The sequence below is a fragment of the Salinispora vitiensis genome, from assembly GCF_000378825.1.
GTDB classification, from domain to species: Bacteria; Actinomycetota; Actinomycetes; order Mycobacteriales; family Micromonosporaceae; genus Micromonospora; species Micromonospora vitiensis.
The window spans coordinates 456,126-470,745 of sequence record NZ_KB900388.1 but is presented as its reverse complement, the minus strand read 5'-3'; the positions used below and the strand labels follow the sequence as shown (position 1 = coordinate 470,745).

General features: G+C 72.0%; 13 protein-coding genes and 1 riboswitch. Of the genes, 1 reads left to right on the top strand and 12 read right to left on the bottom strand.

Annotated elements, in window-relative coordinates:
• Positions 1-2: 2 nt before the first annotated feature.
• From SALPAC2_RS0102230 to rpe, 6 genes are all read right to left on the bottom strand, one after another.
• Entirely contained in the window at positions 3-1,265 is a 1,263-nt protein-coding gene (locus SALPAC2_RS0102230; protein WP_018215004.1) for a bifunctional 3,4-dihydroxy-2-butanone-4-phosphate synthase/GTP cyclohydrolase II, read from the bottom strand.
• Positions 1,262-1,960: a nicotinamide riboside transporter PnuC gene (pnuC, locus tag SALPAC2_RS0102225; protein ID WP_018215003.1), complete on the bottom strand. Its 699-nt coding sequence runs from the start codon at positions 1,958-1,960 to the stop codon at positions 1,262-1,264. The genes SALPAC2_RS0102230 and pnuC overlap by 4 nt, the downstream gene beginning before the upstream one ends.
• A complete protein-coding gene (locus SALPAC2_RS0102220) occupies positions 1,960-2,643 on the bottom strand; it encodes a riboflavin synthase (protein ID WP_018215002.1) in 684 nt (227 codons plus the stop codon). Before SALPAC2_RS0102220 ends, pnuC begins: the two co-directional genes overlap by 1 nt.
• Position 2,644: 1 nt before the next feature.
• Positions 2,645-3,706, bottom strand: coding sequence for a bifunctional diaminohydroxyphosphoribosylaminopyrimidine deaminase/5-amino-6-(5-phosphoribosylamino)uracil reductase RibD (gene ribD / locus SALPAC2_RS0102215; protein ID WP_018215001.1), 1,062 nt, complete (start codon positions 3,704-3,706; stop codon positions 2,645-2,647).
• A gap of 159 nt (positions 3,707-3,865) precedes the next feature.
• Positions 3,866-4,039: riboswitch (FMN riboswitch) on the bottom strand.
• A gap of 58 nt (positions 4,040-4,097) precedes the next feature.
• Positions 4,098-5,078, bottom strand: a complete 981-nt coding sequence (locus SALPAC2_RS0102210; RefSeq protein WP_018215000.1) for a GGDEF domain-containing response regulator — start codon at positions 5,076-5,078, stop codon at positions 4,098-4,100.
• A gap of 1 nt (position 5,079) precedes the next feature.
• Positions 5,080-5,760, bottom strand: coding sequence for a ribulose-phosphate 3-epimerase (gene rpe / locus SALPAC2_RS0102205; protein ID WP_018214999.1), 681 nt, complete (start codon positions 5,758-5,760; stop codon positions 5,080-5,082).
• Between the two features lie 294 nt (positions 5,761-6,054).
• On the opposite strand from rpe, the gene SALPAC2_RS0102200 reads away from it, so the two are divergent.
• Entirely contained in the window at positions 6,055-6,933 is an 879-nt protein-coding gene (locus SALPAC2_RS0102200) for a septum formation family protein (protein ID WP_018214998.1), read from the top strand.
• Between the two features lie 45 nt (positions 6,934-6,978).
• On the opposite strand, the gene SALPAC2_RS0102195 is transcribed toward SALPAC2_RS0102200, so the two are convergent.
• From SALPAC2_RS0102195 to SALPAC2_RS0102170, 6 genes are all read right to left on the bottom strand, one after another.
• Positions 6,979-8,508, bottom strand: coding sequence for an RsmB/NOP family class I SAM-dependent RNA methyltransferase (locus SALPAC2_RS0102195; protein ID WP_018214997.1), 1,530 nt, complete (start codon positions 8,506-8,508; stop codon positions 6,979-6,981).
• Entirely contained in the window at positions 8,505-9,431 is a 927-nt protein-coding gene (gene fmt / locus SALPAC2_RS0102190; protein ID WP_018214996.1) for a methionyl-tRNA formyltransferase, read from the bottom strand. The genes SALPAC2_RS0102195 and fmt overlap by 4 nt, the downstream gene beginning before the upstream one ends.
• A gap of 7 nt (positions 9,432-9,438) precedes the next feature.
• On the bottom strand, positions 9,439-9,999 hold the full coding sequence (gene def, locus SALPAC2_RS0102185; RefSeq protein ID WP_018214995.1) for a peptide deformylase: 561 nt from the start codon (positions 9,997-9,999) through the stop codon (positions 9,439-9,441).
• Between the two features lie 47 nt (positions 10,000-10,046).
• Positions 10,047-11,312: a cytochrome P450 gene (locus tag SALPAC2_RS0102180; RefSeq protein WP_018214994.1), complete on the bottom strand. Its 1,266-nt coding sequence runs from the start codon at positions 11,310-11,312 to the stop codon at positions 10,047-10,049.
• Positions 11,313-11,405: 93 nt separating this feature from the next.
• Positions 11,406-12,380: an AAA family ATPase gene (locus SALPAC2_RS0102175; RefSeq protein WP_018214993.1), complete on the bottom strand. Its 975-nt coding sequence runs from the start codon at positions 12,378-12,380 to the stop codon at positions 11,406-11,408.
• Positions 12,381-12,636: 256 nt separating this feature from the next.
• A complete protein-coding gene (locus SALPAC2_RS0102170) occupies positions 12,637-14,577 on the bottom strand; it encodes a primosomal protein N' (RefSeq protein ID WP_018214992.1) in 1,941 nt (646 codons plus the stop codon).
• Positions 14,578-14,620: the final 43 nt, after the last annotated feature.

Below are 14,620 nucleotides of genomic sequence, written 5' to 3'. Positions count from 1 at the left end.
CCCTATGCTCCAATCCCATCACCGACGACGGTACGGCCCGTCGGCGCCTCGACAACCTCGTCGAACTCCAGCAGATGTCCCATCCGGTCCCGCTTGGTTCGCAGGTACTCCACGTTCTCGGGGTGCGGGCGAACCGGCAGGTCCAGGCGGCCGGTGACGGTCAGGCCGTACCCCTCCAGGCCGGCCCGCTTGGCCGGATTGTTGGTCAGCAGTCGCATCGACCGCACCCCCAGGTCGTAGAGGATCTGCGCGCCGGTGCCGTAGTCCCGCGCGTCCGCGGGCAGGCCGAGCTCCAGGTTCGCGTCCACGGTGTCCCGGCCCAGGTCCTGCAGCTGGTACGCCTGGAGCTTGTGCAACAGCCCGATGCCGCGCCCCTCATGACCGCGGAGGTAGAGCACGACTCCGCGGCCTTCCTGGGCGACCCGCTCCAGGGCAGCGTCGAGTTGCGGGCCACAGTCGCAGCGCAACGAGCCGAAGACGTCACCGGTGAGGCACTCGGAGTGCACCCGCACCAGCACGTCCCGCCCGTCGCCGAGATCACCCAGCACCAGGGCCACGTGCTCAGCCGAGTCGTAGTCGCCGCTGTACCCCAGTGCCCGGAAGACCCCGTGCCGGGTGGGGAGCCGCGCCTCGGCGACCAGCTCGACCTGCTTCTCCGTCCGCCGGCGATACGCGATTAGGTCCGCGATGGTGACCAGGAGCAGCGAGTGTTCGGCGCAGAACCGCTCCAGGTCTGGGCCCCGCATCATGGTGCCGTCGTCGTTGACCAGCTCGCAGAGGACGCCCACGGGGCGTAGCCCGGCCAACCGGGTGAGGTCGGTCGCGGCCTCGGTGTGACCGGGCCGGCGCAGCACACCTCCCTCGCGAGCGCGCAGCGGGACCACGTGACCGGGCCGGGCCAGATCCTCCGGCCCGGTGCCGGGGTCGGCGAGCAGCCGGATCGTGTGCGCCCGGTCGGCGGCGGAGATGCCGGTACTCACGCCCTCCCGGGCATCCACGGTCACCGTGTAGGCGGTGCCGCGCCGGTCCTGATTGGTGTGGTGCATCGGCGGCAGGTCCAGCCGGTCACACTCACCCTCGGTCAACGCCGCACAGATGTAGCCGGAGGTGTAGCGGACCATGAAGGCGACCAGCTCGGGCGTGGCCAGCTCGGCCGCGAAGATCAGATCGCCCTCGTTCTCCCGGTTGGCGTCGTCGACCACGACGATGGGCCGGCCGGCGTTGATCTCCGCCATCGCTCGTTCGATCCTGGCAAAAGTGGTCACGCCGCAGCCTCCGCATAGCTCGATGGAATCGGCACGAGGTCGGTACGAGCAGCACGCGACGTCCGCCACCAGGCGGCGAGTCCCCAGACGCAGAAGGCGCCGTAGACGAGGTACATGGCCGCCGAGGGGTAGAACCCGCCGCGCAGCAACAGTGGCAGTCCGACCACGTCGACGGCGATCCAGATCAGCCAGAAGTCCACGTACCCCCGGGCCATGCCGTACGTGGCGAGCAGGCTGCCGGTCAGGATCCAGGCATCCGGCAGCGGCCCCCACGAGCCCAGGGCGGCGAGGACCGGGTAACTGACGGCGATCCCGACGACGGCAGCCACCAGCAGTACGAGCCGCTCCCGCCCGGTAGCCCAGCGGGGCTGCACCGCGGCGGCGGAGCCGTCGCCGCTCCGGCGGCGATTCCGTGACCAGCGCCACCAGCCGTAGAGGCCGAGCCCGAAGAAGAAGACCTGCCGGCCGGCCTGACCGTAGAGGTCATGTGCCTGTGGGGTAGCGAACGCCCCGCCGAGGAAGACGGTGAACAGCAGCGCGTTACCGATCATGCCGACCGGCCAGGCCCACACCACCCGGCGCAGGCCGAACATCGCAGCGGCCAGGCCGAAGACGTTGCCGACGATCTCGCGAACCAGCACCGGCGAGCCGGCGAGGCTCACCTGCGCGTCCAGCAGCCAGCCGAGCGGCCCCATCACGCCGGCCCGCCCACCGGCGCGGCACCGGGCCGGTCAACAGTGGCGGGCAGGTCGTCAGTGCCGGGCAGGTCGGCCGGCCCGGCCAGCTGGCCCCCGCCGAGTAACCGCTCGACGTATTTGGCCAGGATGTCGACCTCAAGGTTGACGATGTCGCCGACGCTCCGGGAGCCCAGTGTCGTCAGCCGCAGGGTGGTGGGGATCAGACCCACCTCGAACCAGTCGGGCCCGGCACCCGCCACGGTCAGGGACACCCCGTCAACGGTGATCGACCCCTTCGTCACCACATAGCGAGCCAGGTCGGTGGGGAGGCGGAAGCGGACCGTCTCCCACCGCGCGGCCGGTTCCCGGGCCAGCAGCTCGCCAACCCCGTTGACATGCCCCTGCACCAGGTGGCCGCCGAGGCGGCTGCCGAGGATGGCGGCCCGCTCCAGGTTCACCCGGTCACCGACGCGCAGGGCGCCGAGCGCGGAGCGCCGCAACGTCTCGCCCATCACATCGGCGGTGAAGGTACCGTCGGCGAGTTCCACCACGGTCAGGCAGACTCCGTTGACCGCGATGGAGTCACCGGGCTTGGCGTCGGCGACGACCAGCGGGCCGTTGATGGTGACCACCGCGGAATCCTCCGCGCTCTCCGCGATGCGGATGACCGTACCGAGTTCCTCGACGATGCCGGTGAACATGTCAGCCCTCCCTCTTCCGGGGCAGTGCGGTGATCCGCAGGTCGGGACCGACCTGGGTAACGTCCACGACCTCACAGTCGATGGCATCGGTGATCGTGGTCACCCCCGCGTCCACCAACGCGGTAGGGCCGGCACCGAGCAACCGGGGCGCGACGTAGCCGACGATCTTGTCGACCAACCCGGCGGCGAGGAAGGCGCCGGCCAGCCGCGGCCCTCCCTCCAGCAGCGCGGCGCGCACCCCGCGCTGGTGAAGCGCGGCGAGCAGCGCCGACAGGTCGACTCGGCCCACCGAATCGGTACCAACCTCCTCGGCGGTGGCGATCCAGGTGGACGCGGCGTCGTCGCGGACCCGCGCTCCGGCCGGGGTCCGGCCCGCCGAGTCCACCACCACCCGCAACGGCTGCCGGATAGCGAGGCTGCCGTCGCGCAGATTCCGAACGGTCAGGCGCGGGTCGTCGGCGAGGACGGTGCCCACCCCGGCGAGAACGGCATCCACCGTGCCGCGCAGCGCGTGTACATCCATCCGGGCCGCCTCGGAAGTGATCCACATGCTGGTGCCGTCGGCCGCGGCGGACCGCCCGTCCAGCGTCGCCGCGTACTTCCAGACGAGGTACGGCCAGCCCCGACGCGTTGAGGTCAGCCACGCGATGTTGCCCGCCTCCGCCTCAACGGCGCGGACGCCCAGGTCGACCCGGATGCCGGCGGCCCGCAGCGTGGCGGCGCCACCGGAGGCGGCCTGGTTCGGGTCGGGTACGGCGATCACCACCCGGGCGACGCCCGCCTGCACCAGAGCGGTGCTGCACGGGCCCGTACGGCCGGTGTGATCGCAGGGTTCCAGCGTGACCACCGCGGTGCCGCCCCGCGCCCGCTCCCCCGCGTGGGCGAGCGCGACGATCTCGGCGTGCGGCCCACCGGCGTACGCGTGAAAGCCCTCACCGACGACCTGACCGCCCGGGTCAAGCAGCACGCAGCCGACGACCGGGTTGGGGCTGGTGGTACCGAGGCCGCGCGCGGCAAGTTCAACCGCGCGACGCATCGCCTCATCTACGGAGACGCCGGCCATGCCTTGCCCTCCCGCCCGCCGGTCGGTGCGCGGGCGGTGATGGGAGCGGCGGCATCGGGCCGCGGGCATGCGGTGGCGGAGATCCGGGAACGGCACAGCCGCCCCGGGAGGACCGCACGGCACGCCGATACCGGCGGCCGGGCAGGGCCCGTCCGTCCCGCGCGCTGTCTCCCATCCGGACTGTCTGGACGCGGGCAGGCCCGCACCCAACCGTCGGCCCCGGATTTTCACCAGGTCCACCGGGCGGACGAACCGCTCCCGGGTCGCGGGCTTACCACGGCCAAGCCGTGGATCACCGCCGGTTCGGAATTACACCGAGTCCCGCCAGCGCGTGGTGGGTACTACCCGAAGTCTTACACGCGCTGGGGGGTCAACGGCTACCCCCAGCGTGCTACTTCACAGAACGATGACTCGAATCCGACACTCCGCGACGCCGGTCCACCGCCACGTACGACCCCGGCTGGCTCTTGGCCACCGACTTCATCTCGGAGGCGATCGTCATCGCCGCCAGTGGATTCGTGAGCCGTTTGTCGGCATCCGAGACCGAGACACCGATCGAGAGGGTGACCAGCGCGGCGCGGCGTAGGTTGCCCCGCCGATCTCTGAGCTCCACGTAGCCGCGGGCAGCGTCGGGCGCATCGTACAGCGCGTCGGCCGCCTGCTCGAAGTCCGCGGAGACCTGCGAGGTCAGCTGCCGGACCTGTTCCGGGGTGCTGACGAAGATGAAGTCGTCGCCGCCGACGTGGCCCAAGAATGCCGGTGGAAGCCCCACCGAGACGACCGCCTGGTGCAGGCTGCGGGCCAGCGCGGAGATGAAGTCGTCGCCACGGACAAACCCGTAGACGTCGTTGACGCTCTTGAAACGGTCAATGTCGATGTAGCCGACCGCGTAGTCGGCCCCGACCCGGATCCGGTCGGCGATCTCCCGACGGATCCGGCTGTTGCCCGGTAGCCCGGTCAGCGGCGAGACCTCGCGGAACTCCTTGTTGCGGCGCAGCGTGGAGCTGACCCGGGCCACCAACTCGGCAGTGTCGAAGGGCTTGACCAGGTAGTCGTCGGCACCGGCGCTGAGGCCGTGCACCTTATCCACGGTCATCCCCTTGGCGGTCAACATGATCACCGGGAGGGCGGCGGTCATCGGGTTAGCCCGAAGCCGTCGGGTCAGCTCCAACCCGTCCATCCGGGGCATCATCAGATCGACCACGGCCAGGTCGGGGCGGTGCCGCGCGATCACCTCGAGCGCCGCCTGGCCGTCACCGGCATGGATCACCTCGTAGCCGTGCAACCGCAGGTTGAACTCGACGAACCGGGCGATGTCCTCGTCGTCGTCAACGACCAGAATGACGTCCTGGCGATCCCCGTCGGGCTCCACGTCAGGCCCGGGGCGCCGCGCACCGGGCCAGGGAACGCAGCCGGCTTACGGCCTCGGCCGGGTCGTCGGCGCCGAAGACGGCGGTGCCGGCGACGAAGGCATCCGCACCCGCCTCGGCGGCCTCGGCGATGGTGTCCACGGCGATCCCACCGTCGACCTCGATGCGCAGCTCCAGGTGACCAGCGTTGACGTGTCGACGGGCGGTGCGCACCTTGTCCAACAGGTTCGGAATGAACCGCTGCCCACCGAACCCCGCCTTGATCGTCATGATCAACAGAGTGTCGAAGCTGGGCAGCAGGTCCAGGTACGGTTCGATCGGGGTGTCCCGGTCGATCGCCAACCCCGCCTTCGCACCGGCCGACCGAAGGTCCTTGGCCAGCGCGACCGGGTCGGCACAGGCCTCGGCGTGAAACGTCACGTTGTACGCCCCGGCATCGGCGTAGCCGGGCGCCCACCGCCGCGGATCCTCAATCATGAGGTGTACGTCAAAGGGGAGCCGGGTGGCGGCCCGCAGGCTCTGCACGACCGGCAACCCGATCGTCAAATTCGGCACGAAGTGGTTGTCCATGACATCCACGTGCACCCAGTCGGCGGTGTCTTCGATGGCACGCACCTCGTCGGCGAGGCGGGCGAAGTCGGCGGCCAGAATGCTCGGAGCGACGATTGGCAACGGTACGGTCACGAGGCCAGTGTACGAACGCAGCCCCCGTCGCCACCGGTGCGGCCCCCGCCGGGCCGCTCGGGTGCGCCTCGCGGCCACCCGAAGGGAACTGACCATTGCGGACCGGAAGGCCGGGCGGTGCCGTCGCTCCACAGCGGTCGTGGACGGGCGAGCCGGTGGACGGGCAAGCCGGTGGACGGGCGAGGCCTACCGAGGTTTGCCGACGGCACACCGGAGCCGGTTTGCCACGTGCCGTAAGCTGCCGCACCGTGGCGTGTTCGACGCCGCACCCACCGCGCCCGGGGAGGCCGCCGGATGAAACGAGTCACGCTGTCCGCCACGGTGGTGGCCCTGACGCTCGCCGGATGTGCTGCCGCGCCGCCGGGAACCGACGGAGATCTGGTTGACGACTGGGCCCCCCTCGCCGCCGCGACGGGTTTCACGCCCGAGGCGGGCACCTGCCACCCCGCCGTGATCAATGTTGGCTACCGCAGCACATACGAGCCGATTCCATGCGACCAGCCGCACGTGGCGGAGACGCTGTACGTCGGCACGGTGACGGGGGCCGACGCGACAGATGCCGGGCCACCGGAACCCGACTCGACCGCGATGCGCACCGCCTACGCCACCTGTGAGCAGGAGGCAAACGAGGCGCTGGGCGCCGACTGGCGCAGCGGACGGATCAGCCTCTCCGTCATTTTCCCATCACGGGGTGGATGGGAGGGGGGCTTCCGCTGGTTCCGCTGCGACGTAGGCGAGCAAGAGAGCCTGGACAATCCGAGCGCGGTGTCCCGCACCGCCAGCCTGGTTGGAGCACTTAAGGGCGACTCCCCGCTTCGGCACGCTTGCTTCGAGCCGTACTTGAGAGACAGCGAGATCGACACGATGAACCCGGTGGCGTGTACGGAGAAACACCACGCCGAGTTCGTCGGCGTCTGGTCCGGACCGGACACCGACTACGCCGACTTCGAGCGCGACGAAGACCGGACCGGCGAGGGCTGCTACAAGCTGATTGCCGACTACGCCGGGGTGCCCCGCAACGACGTGGACTACCGCACCGGCTACATCTTCTACACCCCGCTGGAGAGGGAGTGGCTCGCCGGCAACCGGGGGGTGCAGTGCTTTCTCTGGGTCGACGACCGGAACCTGACCCGGTCGATGAAGGACGCGGGTAAGGCCGGCCTGCCGCTGTAGTGCGGGCCGCGCCCGGGCGGGTGACCGCCCGGGCGCGAGAACAGGTCAGCCGCGGCGCAGCACCGCCAGGAACATGGCGTCGGTGCCGTGCCGGTGCGGCCACAGCTGCACCGTCGGCCCATCGCCGAGCCCCGGCATTCCCGTCGGCAACAGCGGACGGGCGTCAACGAAGTCGACCGGCACCCCCGCGCGGCGCGCCGCCTCAGTAACCGTCACGTGCGTCTCGACGACGTGCGGCGAACAGGTCACGTATGCCACCAGGCCACCCGGGCGGACCGCCCGCAGCCCCGCGCTGAGCAGTTCCCGCTGCAACCGGGTCAACGCCGGCAGGTCCGACGGCTGCCGGCGCCAGCGTGACTCGGGTCGCCGACGCAGCGAGCCCAGACCGGTGCAGGGCGCGTCCACCAGCGCCCGGTCGAAGTGCCCCTCCGCGAGCTTCGGCGTCGCGCCGACGGTACGACCATCCGTGTTGAGCACGGTCACCGGCAGGTCGCGGGTGGCCTGCTGGACAAGACGGGCCCGGTGTTCGGACACCTCCACCGCGGTCAGGCGCGCACCACGCTGGGCGGCGATGGCACCGAGCAGGCCGGACTTGCCCCCCGGCCCCGCGCACAGGTCGAGCCAGCGACCGTCCGGGCCGTCCAGCGGCGCGACCGTAAGAGCGTCGGCCACCAGTTGAGAGCCCTCGTCCTGGACGTGGGCCCGCCCCTCGATGAGCGCCGGCAGGTCGCCGGGGGCGCCCCCGCCGGAGTAGACCGCGTACGGGGAGAAGGCGCCCGGGGCACCGCCGACCTCGTCGGCCAGCGCCACCGGATCAGCCAACCCGGGGCGGGCGCAGAGGTGCACCGGCGGACGCTCGTTGTCCTCGATCAGCAACCGGGTGGTCTCACTAAGATCGCCGCCGAGCGCCTCGGCGAACGCCCGCACGATCCACTGCGGATGGCTGTACGCGAGTGCCAGGTGCCCGATCGGGTCGGTCTCCAGCGGCGGAGCGAGCCGGGCCACCCAGGCGTCGATATCCCGGCTGGCGACCTCTCGGAGCACCGCGTTGGCGAACCCGGTCGCCCCCGGTCCGACCGAGCGGACCAGATCAACCGTTGCCGAGACCGCGGCGTGGGCGGGCACCCGGGTGTGGAGCAGTTGGTACGCGCCGAGCCGCAGCGCATCCCGAACCGGCGGATCGATGCGGGCCACGTCCCGACCGGCGGCCTCGGTGAGGATCGCGTCGAGGGTTCCGAGCCGGCGCAGCGTCCCGTACGTCAGCTCGGTGGCGAAGGCGGCGTCCCGGCCGACCAGACCCGCGTCGCGCAGGATCGCCGGGAGCACAAGGTTGGCGTACGCGTCGTCCCGGTGGACCGCGGCGACCGCCTGATATGCGGCGTGCCGAGGCAGGTCAGCGGCGCTGCGGCCAGTGGGGCGGCCGCGCCCGCCTGCCGTCGGCCGCTGGTCGCCACGCCCCCGCCGCTCCGGGCGGCGCTCGGGTCCGGCACCCGGGCGGCCGCGGCCGGCGGCGGGACGACCGGCCCGGAAACCACCGGCCCGGTCCACATCCTGGCCGTCTACCGGGCCCGTCATGCCAGAACCTCCCCAGCGCTGACCCGGACGCCGCGGGCCCAGTCACTCGCCGGCATGGCCTTCTTGCCCGCCGCCCGGATCTCACCGAGCGCAACCGGGGTGGTGGCGGTGCCGGCAAGCACCCGGGTTTTCTCCACCAACAGCTCACCGGGCTTCAGCTCGGGGCCATCGGCGACGAGGGTGACCGGGCCGAGCTTGACCCGCTCGTCGCGGAAGGTCGTCCACGGGCCGGGAGCCGGGGAGCAGGCCCGGACGCGTCGGTCCACGGCGAAGGCGGGGTCGTCCCAGCGCACCCGGGCGTCCGCCACGGTGAGTTTCGGCGCCAGGCTCACCCCGTCGTTCGGTTGCGGCTGCGCCCGGACGCCGCCCGCCTCGATCGCATCCAGCACCGCGATCAGCAGCTCGGCGCCGGAGTGCGCCAGCCGCTCCAGCAGATCGCCGGAGGTGTCGGCGGGCCGAACCTCGTCGGTGACGGTGCCGTACACCGGGCCCGTGTCCAGACCCTCCTCGAGCTGGAAGACGCTGGCACCGGTCACCTCGTCGCCGTGCAGCAGGGCGTGCTGCACGGGAGCCGCGCCGCGCCAGGCGGGCAGCAGGGAGAAGTGCAGATTGACCCAGCCGTGCCGCGGAATCTCCAGGGCGGCCGGCGGGACCAGCGCGCCGTACGCGACAACGGGCACACAGTCCGGTGCCAGGGTGCGCAGCCGGTCGAGGAACTCCGGCTCCCGCGGCCGGGCCGGGGTGAGGACTTCGACGCCGTGCTCGTCGGCCCAGGCACCCACCGGGGAACGGGACAGGCCCCGGCCCCGGCCCGCGGGAGCGTCCGGGCGAGTGAGAACCGCTACCAGTTCATGGCGGGAGGCGGCCACCGCGGCGAGGGTGGGGACGGCGACGGCCGGCGTGCCGGCGAAGATCACGCGCATCGACCGGTCACCGCCCCAGGCCGAACGGGTTGGTGGCGGCGTGCGGGCTGAGCTTCACCGTCGGCGGGGCCGCCGCGTCGTACCACTCGGCCTGGCGGATCTCCTTCATCGCCGCCTTGCGGCCGGCCGGGTCGAGCCGGTCGATGAACAACACCCCGTCCAGATGGTCGGTCTCGTGCTGCACGCAGCGGGACATCAAACCGGTACCGACGATCTGCACCGGATCGCCGTACCCGTTGAAGCCCTTGGCGACCACGTTCTGCCGGCGCTTCGTGTCGAAGTACAGACCCGGCAGCGACAGGCAGCCTTCCGGGCCGTCCTGCTCCTCGGCGTCGGGGAACTCCAACACCGGGTTGACCAGGTGACCGACCACGTCGTCCACGTCGAAGGTGAACACCCGCAGGCCCACGCCGAGCTGCGGCGCGGCCAGACCGGCGCCGTTTTGCTCACGCATCGTGTCGATCAGGTCAGCGACAAGCTTGCGCAGTTCGACATCGAAGTCGACCACCGGGTCGGCCGGCGTGCGCAGCACCGGGTCGCCGAAGAGGCGGATGGGCTGGACGGTCACGCGGATTGGCTCCTTCGTGAGCTTGGCAACGGGCGTGCCGTACCAGTCTACGGAGTGCCCAGAGCGACCCCGGCCGGCGTACCGTGATCGGCGGCTACGGCACCGACAGTCACCGGCAGCGTCTCGTAGCCCCGCAGGGTGAGCCGGTTCCGCCGGGTGGGCTCGCCGGCCAGCGCGAGCTCGGGCAGCCGGCGCAGCAACAGCGGAAAGGCGACCTGGGCCTCCAGTCGGGCCAGCCCGGCGCCGAGGCAGTAGTGTGCACCGGCGCCGAAGGACAGCGGGGGCGACTGGGCCCGCCGCGGGTCGAACCGAGCCGGATCGGTGAAACGCGCCGGGTCGCGGTTGGCCGCGCCGAGCAGAACCAGCAGCCAGCTCCCCGCGGGCAGCTCAACCCCGGCGAGCGGCACCGACTCGCGGACCGTACGGGTGGTCAGCTGCACGGGTGAGTCGTACCGCAGCAGCTCCTCCACGTAGCTGGGAGCGAGCTCGGGTTGATCCCGCAGGGCGGTCGCCGAGTCGGGGTGGTTCAGGAGCACGACCAGACCGTTGCCGAGCAGGTTCGTGGTGGTCTCGAAGCCCGCGACCAACAGCAACACGAGGTTGGCCAGCAGCTCCTCGCCGGACAGCCGGTCACCGTCGGCGTCGTGCGCCTGGACCAGGGCGGTGGTCAGATCGTCGGCCGGGGCTCGGCGGCGCTGGGCGACCAGCTCGGTGAAGTAGTCGCGCAGCTCACGGGCGCCAGCGTCGGCGACGGCCAACTCCTGCGGGGTGATCTCCGGCTCCAGGACACCGGTCAGATCACTGGCCCAGCGCCGGAACTGAGCCCAGTCGGCCGCCGGTACGCCGAGCAGGGCGCAGATCACCGCGACCGGCAACGGGTAGGCGAAGCTACCCAGGAAGTCCACCGGAGCTCCGCCCCGACCGGCCCGGATCATCCCGTCGACCAGACCGTCGGCCTGGGCGGCTACCACCTCGCGGAGGGCGGCGACCCGCCGCGGGGTGAACGCCTTCGCGGCCAGCCGGCGCATTCGGCTGTGGTCCGGCGGATTGGCCCGGATCATCGACTGGGAGATCGACATCATCGCCGGGCTCTCCTGCCAATGCGGGAAGACACCCTCGCGCTCTTCGTCGTCCATCACCCCGAACCGGGGGTTTCGCAACACCGTGTCGGCCTCGGTGTACCCGGTGACCACGAAGAAACCGGCCGCCGTCGGAACCACCGTTCCGTGCGCGCGCAGCCGCTCGTACGTGGGATAGGGGTCCAGCCGGCCCGGCGGTGACATCAGCAGTGCGACCGCCTCAGATGCATCCATTCGCCACCTCCGATATCAGGGTCAGGTGGCCCATCATGCACGCTCAGTCGGCGGGCCGTAACCCCCGGCGCCGGGGGTTGACGGAGACGGCGCTCAGGCGCTGGCGCCGGGCTCCCCCGCCAACACCGCACCGCCGCCCAACAGAGCCGGTTCGGGCAGCGGCAGCTCGATCCCGTGCGCAGCCGACCAGTCGTGGATCATGCTGGGCCGGACCTGGGCGGCGAAGTAGTCGATAGCGCTCATCCCACCGACGACGGGCTCGTCCACCTCGGCGACGAGCCGGGCGGGCACCAGCCGGCACCCGTCCTGCAACGCGGCACTGAGTCTACGGTGCCCGTCCACAACGAAGAAGTGCTCCCCCGTGTAACCAATCCGCAGCGGCTCGTCGCCCGCGGCAGCGACATCGCCGCCGGGTGCGGCGTCCCACCGGCCGCGGAGGGTGACGATGTCCTCGGTCGGGTACACCCGGGCCGGGTCGAGCAGCAGCAGCGGCGGAGCCTCCCGCAGCACCTCGGGGCAGAGCCGCCCTTCGTACGCGGCGACGATGTGCTCGATCACCTCCGCGGCGCCGGCCCGGGTGGTGTCACAGATCAAGTCGTAGTTGCGCAGCTGGGCCTTGTCCACGCCGTAGCGGATGATGAACCGGTTCCGCTCACTTTCGCTGCGCTCCATGAGCCGGGCCTTCGCCTCCTCCAGGGAGGTGTACTGCTCAGCCGGGCCAGACGGACGCAGCAGCACCCGCCGGGCAGCCTCCCCCGGCTCGGTGATCATGTGCACCTTGAGCGCGTCGGTGAAGAAGTGCCAGGCGAGCCGCGAGTCCATCACCAGACACTCGCCGGAGGCCGCGATATCCCGCTGGAGTTGGTCGACATAGCCGTCCACGGCCTGATCCAGCTCGGCGTGCAAGTTGAGCTGAAGGGCGGTCATCTGCCGCTCCTGGGCCATCTGCCGGTAGAGATCACCCACGCTGACCCGACGCATGCCGAGACGCTCGGCGATCTCCACGGAGACGGTGCTCTTGCCACTACCGAGGTCGCCGTTGAAGACAATCGATTGAGGAACGATCACGACTGGTCCACCTATGATTGCGGGCTGTTAACACTCGCCGGCACCGCGTCACCCGACGCGCTCCGTCGCCATCGCCGCCGGACCGGCGCCGGCTCCGGCCGGGCGTATCGAACGACACACCATGACCTGAGCCTTCATCCGGCTCGACATGGGGGGCGATGCTATCACCTGGATCCGCCCCCATCCCCACACAGCGTGTCCGTCGCGACAACTTCAGTAACTCTTGGTAGCTGTCGACTTCCGCTGAGTTGTTGGATCAGAAGAGGGTCAGCGGGTCGACCTGAAGCCGGAGTGGATCAGCAGCCTTACGGGCGGTGCGCACCCCGGCCGCCGAGTGCAGGGCGGCGGCCAGGTCCGCGGCCCGGGAACGGGGAACCCGCACCAGCATCCGTTCCCGGTCGCCGTCGGCGGGCACCGGCCCCAGCAGCTCCGCCTCCGCCGGTAGCCGGGACTCGTCGAGCAGCTCGGCGACGGCGGCCGGCGGCCCGGTGACGCTCGCCATCCGCACCGCCGGTGGAAAACCGAGCTCCCGGCGTTCGGCGAGTTCACGGGCCGCGAACCAGCCAGCGTCCCAGCGGAGAAGTGCCTGCACCGGGGCGAGCGCACCGTCGGCGACCACCACCACCCGGCCGCCGTCCGACCCGGGGCGGGCCAGGGCGGCGGCGGCCAGCCAGCGCCGCAGCGCCTCCTCCCCCGCCCGCAGGTCGGCCCGGGTCAGCAGGGCCCACGAGTCCAGCAGCAACACCGCCCCGTAACCGCCATCGGCCACCGGCTCGGCACCCGGGGTGGTGATGACCAACCCGGCGCCACCGGGGACCGTTGCGAGGACCTCCTCCCGCCCGGAGGTACGCACCGGCACACCGGGAAAGGCCCGGCCCAGCTCCTCCGCCGTCCGTCGGGCGCCGGTGACCGAGGCGCGTAACCGCCGGCCCCGGCACTCCGAACAGGCGTACGCGGCGGCGACCCGCGCACACCAGCGGCAGACCGGCGCACCCCGCGCCGAGGGCAACGCGAGCGGCCCGGCGCAGTGCGGGCAGCGCGCCGGAGCCCGGCAGGTGGCGCACGCCACCGCCGGCAGATAGCCACGCCGGGGCACCTGGACGAGGACCGGCGCATCGGCGGAGAGGGCAGCGCGTGCCGCGGTCCAGGCCAGGCTGGGCAACCGGGCGGTAGCCGCACCCGGGTCCCGGGCCAGCTGGGGGTCGTCGCCGGTGGGCGCGATCGCCGGCATCCGCGCCCGGACGGCGGCGCGGGCGGCCGTGACCTCGCGGGCCCACCCGGTCTCCACGAGCAGCTGCGCCTCGGCGGTGCGGGCATAACCGCCGATCAGGGCAGCGGCGCCAGCAAGCTGGGCACGGGTCAGCAACACCTCGCGGGCGTGCGGATAGGGGGCGCGGGGCTCGGCGTGCAGGTCGTCACCGTCGTCCCAGATGGCGACGAGACCGAGTCGCGGCACCGGCGCGAACATGGCGGCCCGGGTGCCGATCACCACCGGCACCTGACCCCGCCGGGCGGCGAGAAACGCCCGGTACCGGCGGGCCGGACCGAGCGCGGCGGTCAACTGGACGTGCCGGCCGGTGCCGAGCACGGCGGTCAGCGCCGAGTCGAGCCGGTCGAGGTCCCGGGCGTCGGCGACGACCACGACCGCGCTCCGGCCACCGGCGACGGTCGCCGCGACCGCCTCGGCGTAGCGGGCGGGCCACTCCTCCCCCGGTAGAGCAGACCAGACCGCGCGGGGGGCACGGCCGTCGGCTAGCGCCCGCAGGAGGGCGGGGCCAGTCGGGTAGCCCGACCAACCAACCGGATCGACCGGCGCGGTTCCCGCATCCGGCCCGGTTCCCGCATCCGACGCGGCCGGGCCGGCCGCGGCAGGCGGTTGCGGCTCCTTCTCGACCCGGGCGTGCCGGGGCGGAACAGCGAGGCGAAGCACGTCGGCGAGGCTGCCGGCGTACCGGTCGGCGACGGCGCGGGCCAGGCGGGCGATCTCCGGAGCCAGGGCCGGCTCCGGAGAGACGACCTTCTCCAGGTACGCGAGCCGGGGGTGGGCGGATTCGCTCACCCGCTCCAACAGCCAACCGTTGACGAGCTGACCGGCGAAGCGGACCTTGACCCGGGTCCCGGGAGCAGCATCGACATCGAGAGCCTCGGGCACCAGGTAGTCGAAGGGCCGATCGAGGTGGGCCAGGGGAACGTCCACGCAGACACGAGCGACCGGCGACCCGTTGGCGGGCCGCCGGTCG

Bases quoted from the DNA above. Each gene is read 5' to 3' on its own strand.
- pnuC (WP_018215003.1), bottom strand. From the start codon at position 1,960: ATGGGGCCGCTCGGCTGGCTGCTGGACGCGCAGGTGAGCCTCGCCGGC.
- SALPAC2_RS0102220 (WP_018215002.1), bottom strand. From the start codon at position 2,643: ATGTTCACCGGCATCGTCGAGGAACTCGGTACGGTCATCCGCATCGCG.
- ribD (WP_018215001.1), bottom strand. From the start codon at position 3,706: ATGGCCGGCGTCTCCGTAGATGAGGCGATGCGTCGCGCGGTTGAACTT.
- SALPAC2_RS0102200 (WP_018214998.1), top strand. From the start codon at position 6,055: ATGAAACGAGTCACGCTGTCCGCCACGGTGGTGGCCCTGACGCTCGCC.
- SALPAC2_RS0102195 (WP_018214997.1), bottom strand. From the start codon at position 8,508: ATGACGGGCCCGGTAGACGGCCAGGATGTGGACCGGGCCGGTGGTTTC.
- fmt (WP_018214996.1), bottom strand. From the start codon at position 9,431: ATGCGCGTGATCTTCGCCGGCACGCCGGCCGTCGCCGTCCCCACCCTC.
- SALPAC2_RS0102180 (WP_018214994.1), bottom strand. From the start codon at position 11,312: ATGGATGCATCTGAGGCGGTCGCACTGCTGATGTCACCGCCGGGCCGG.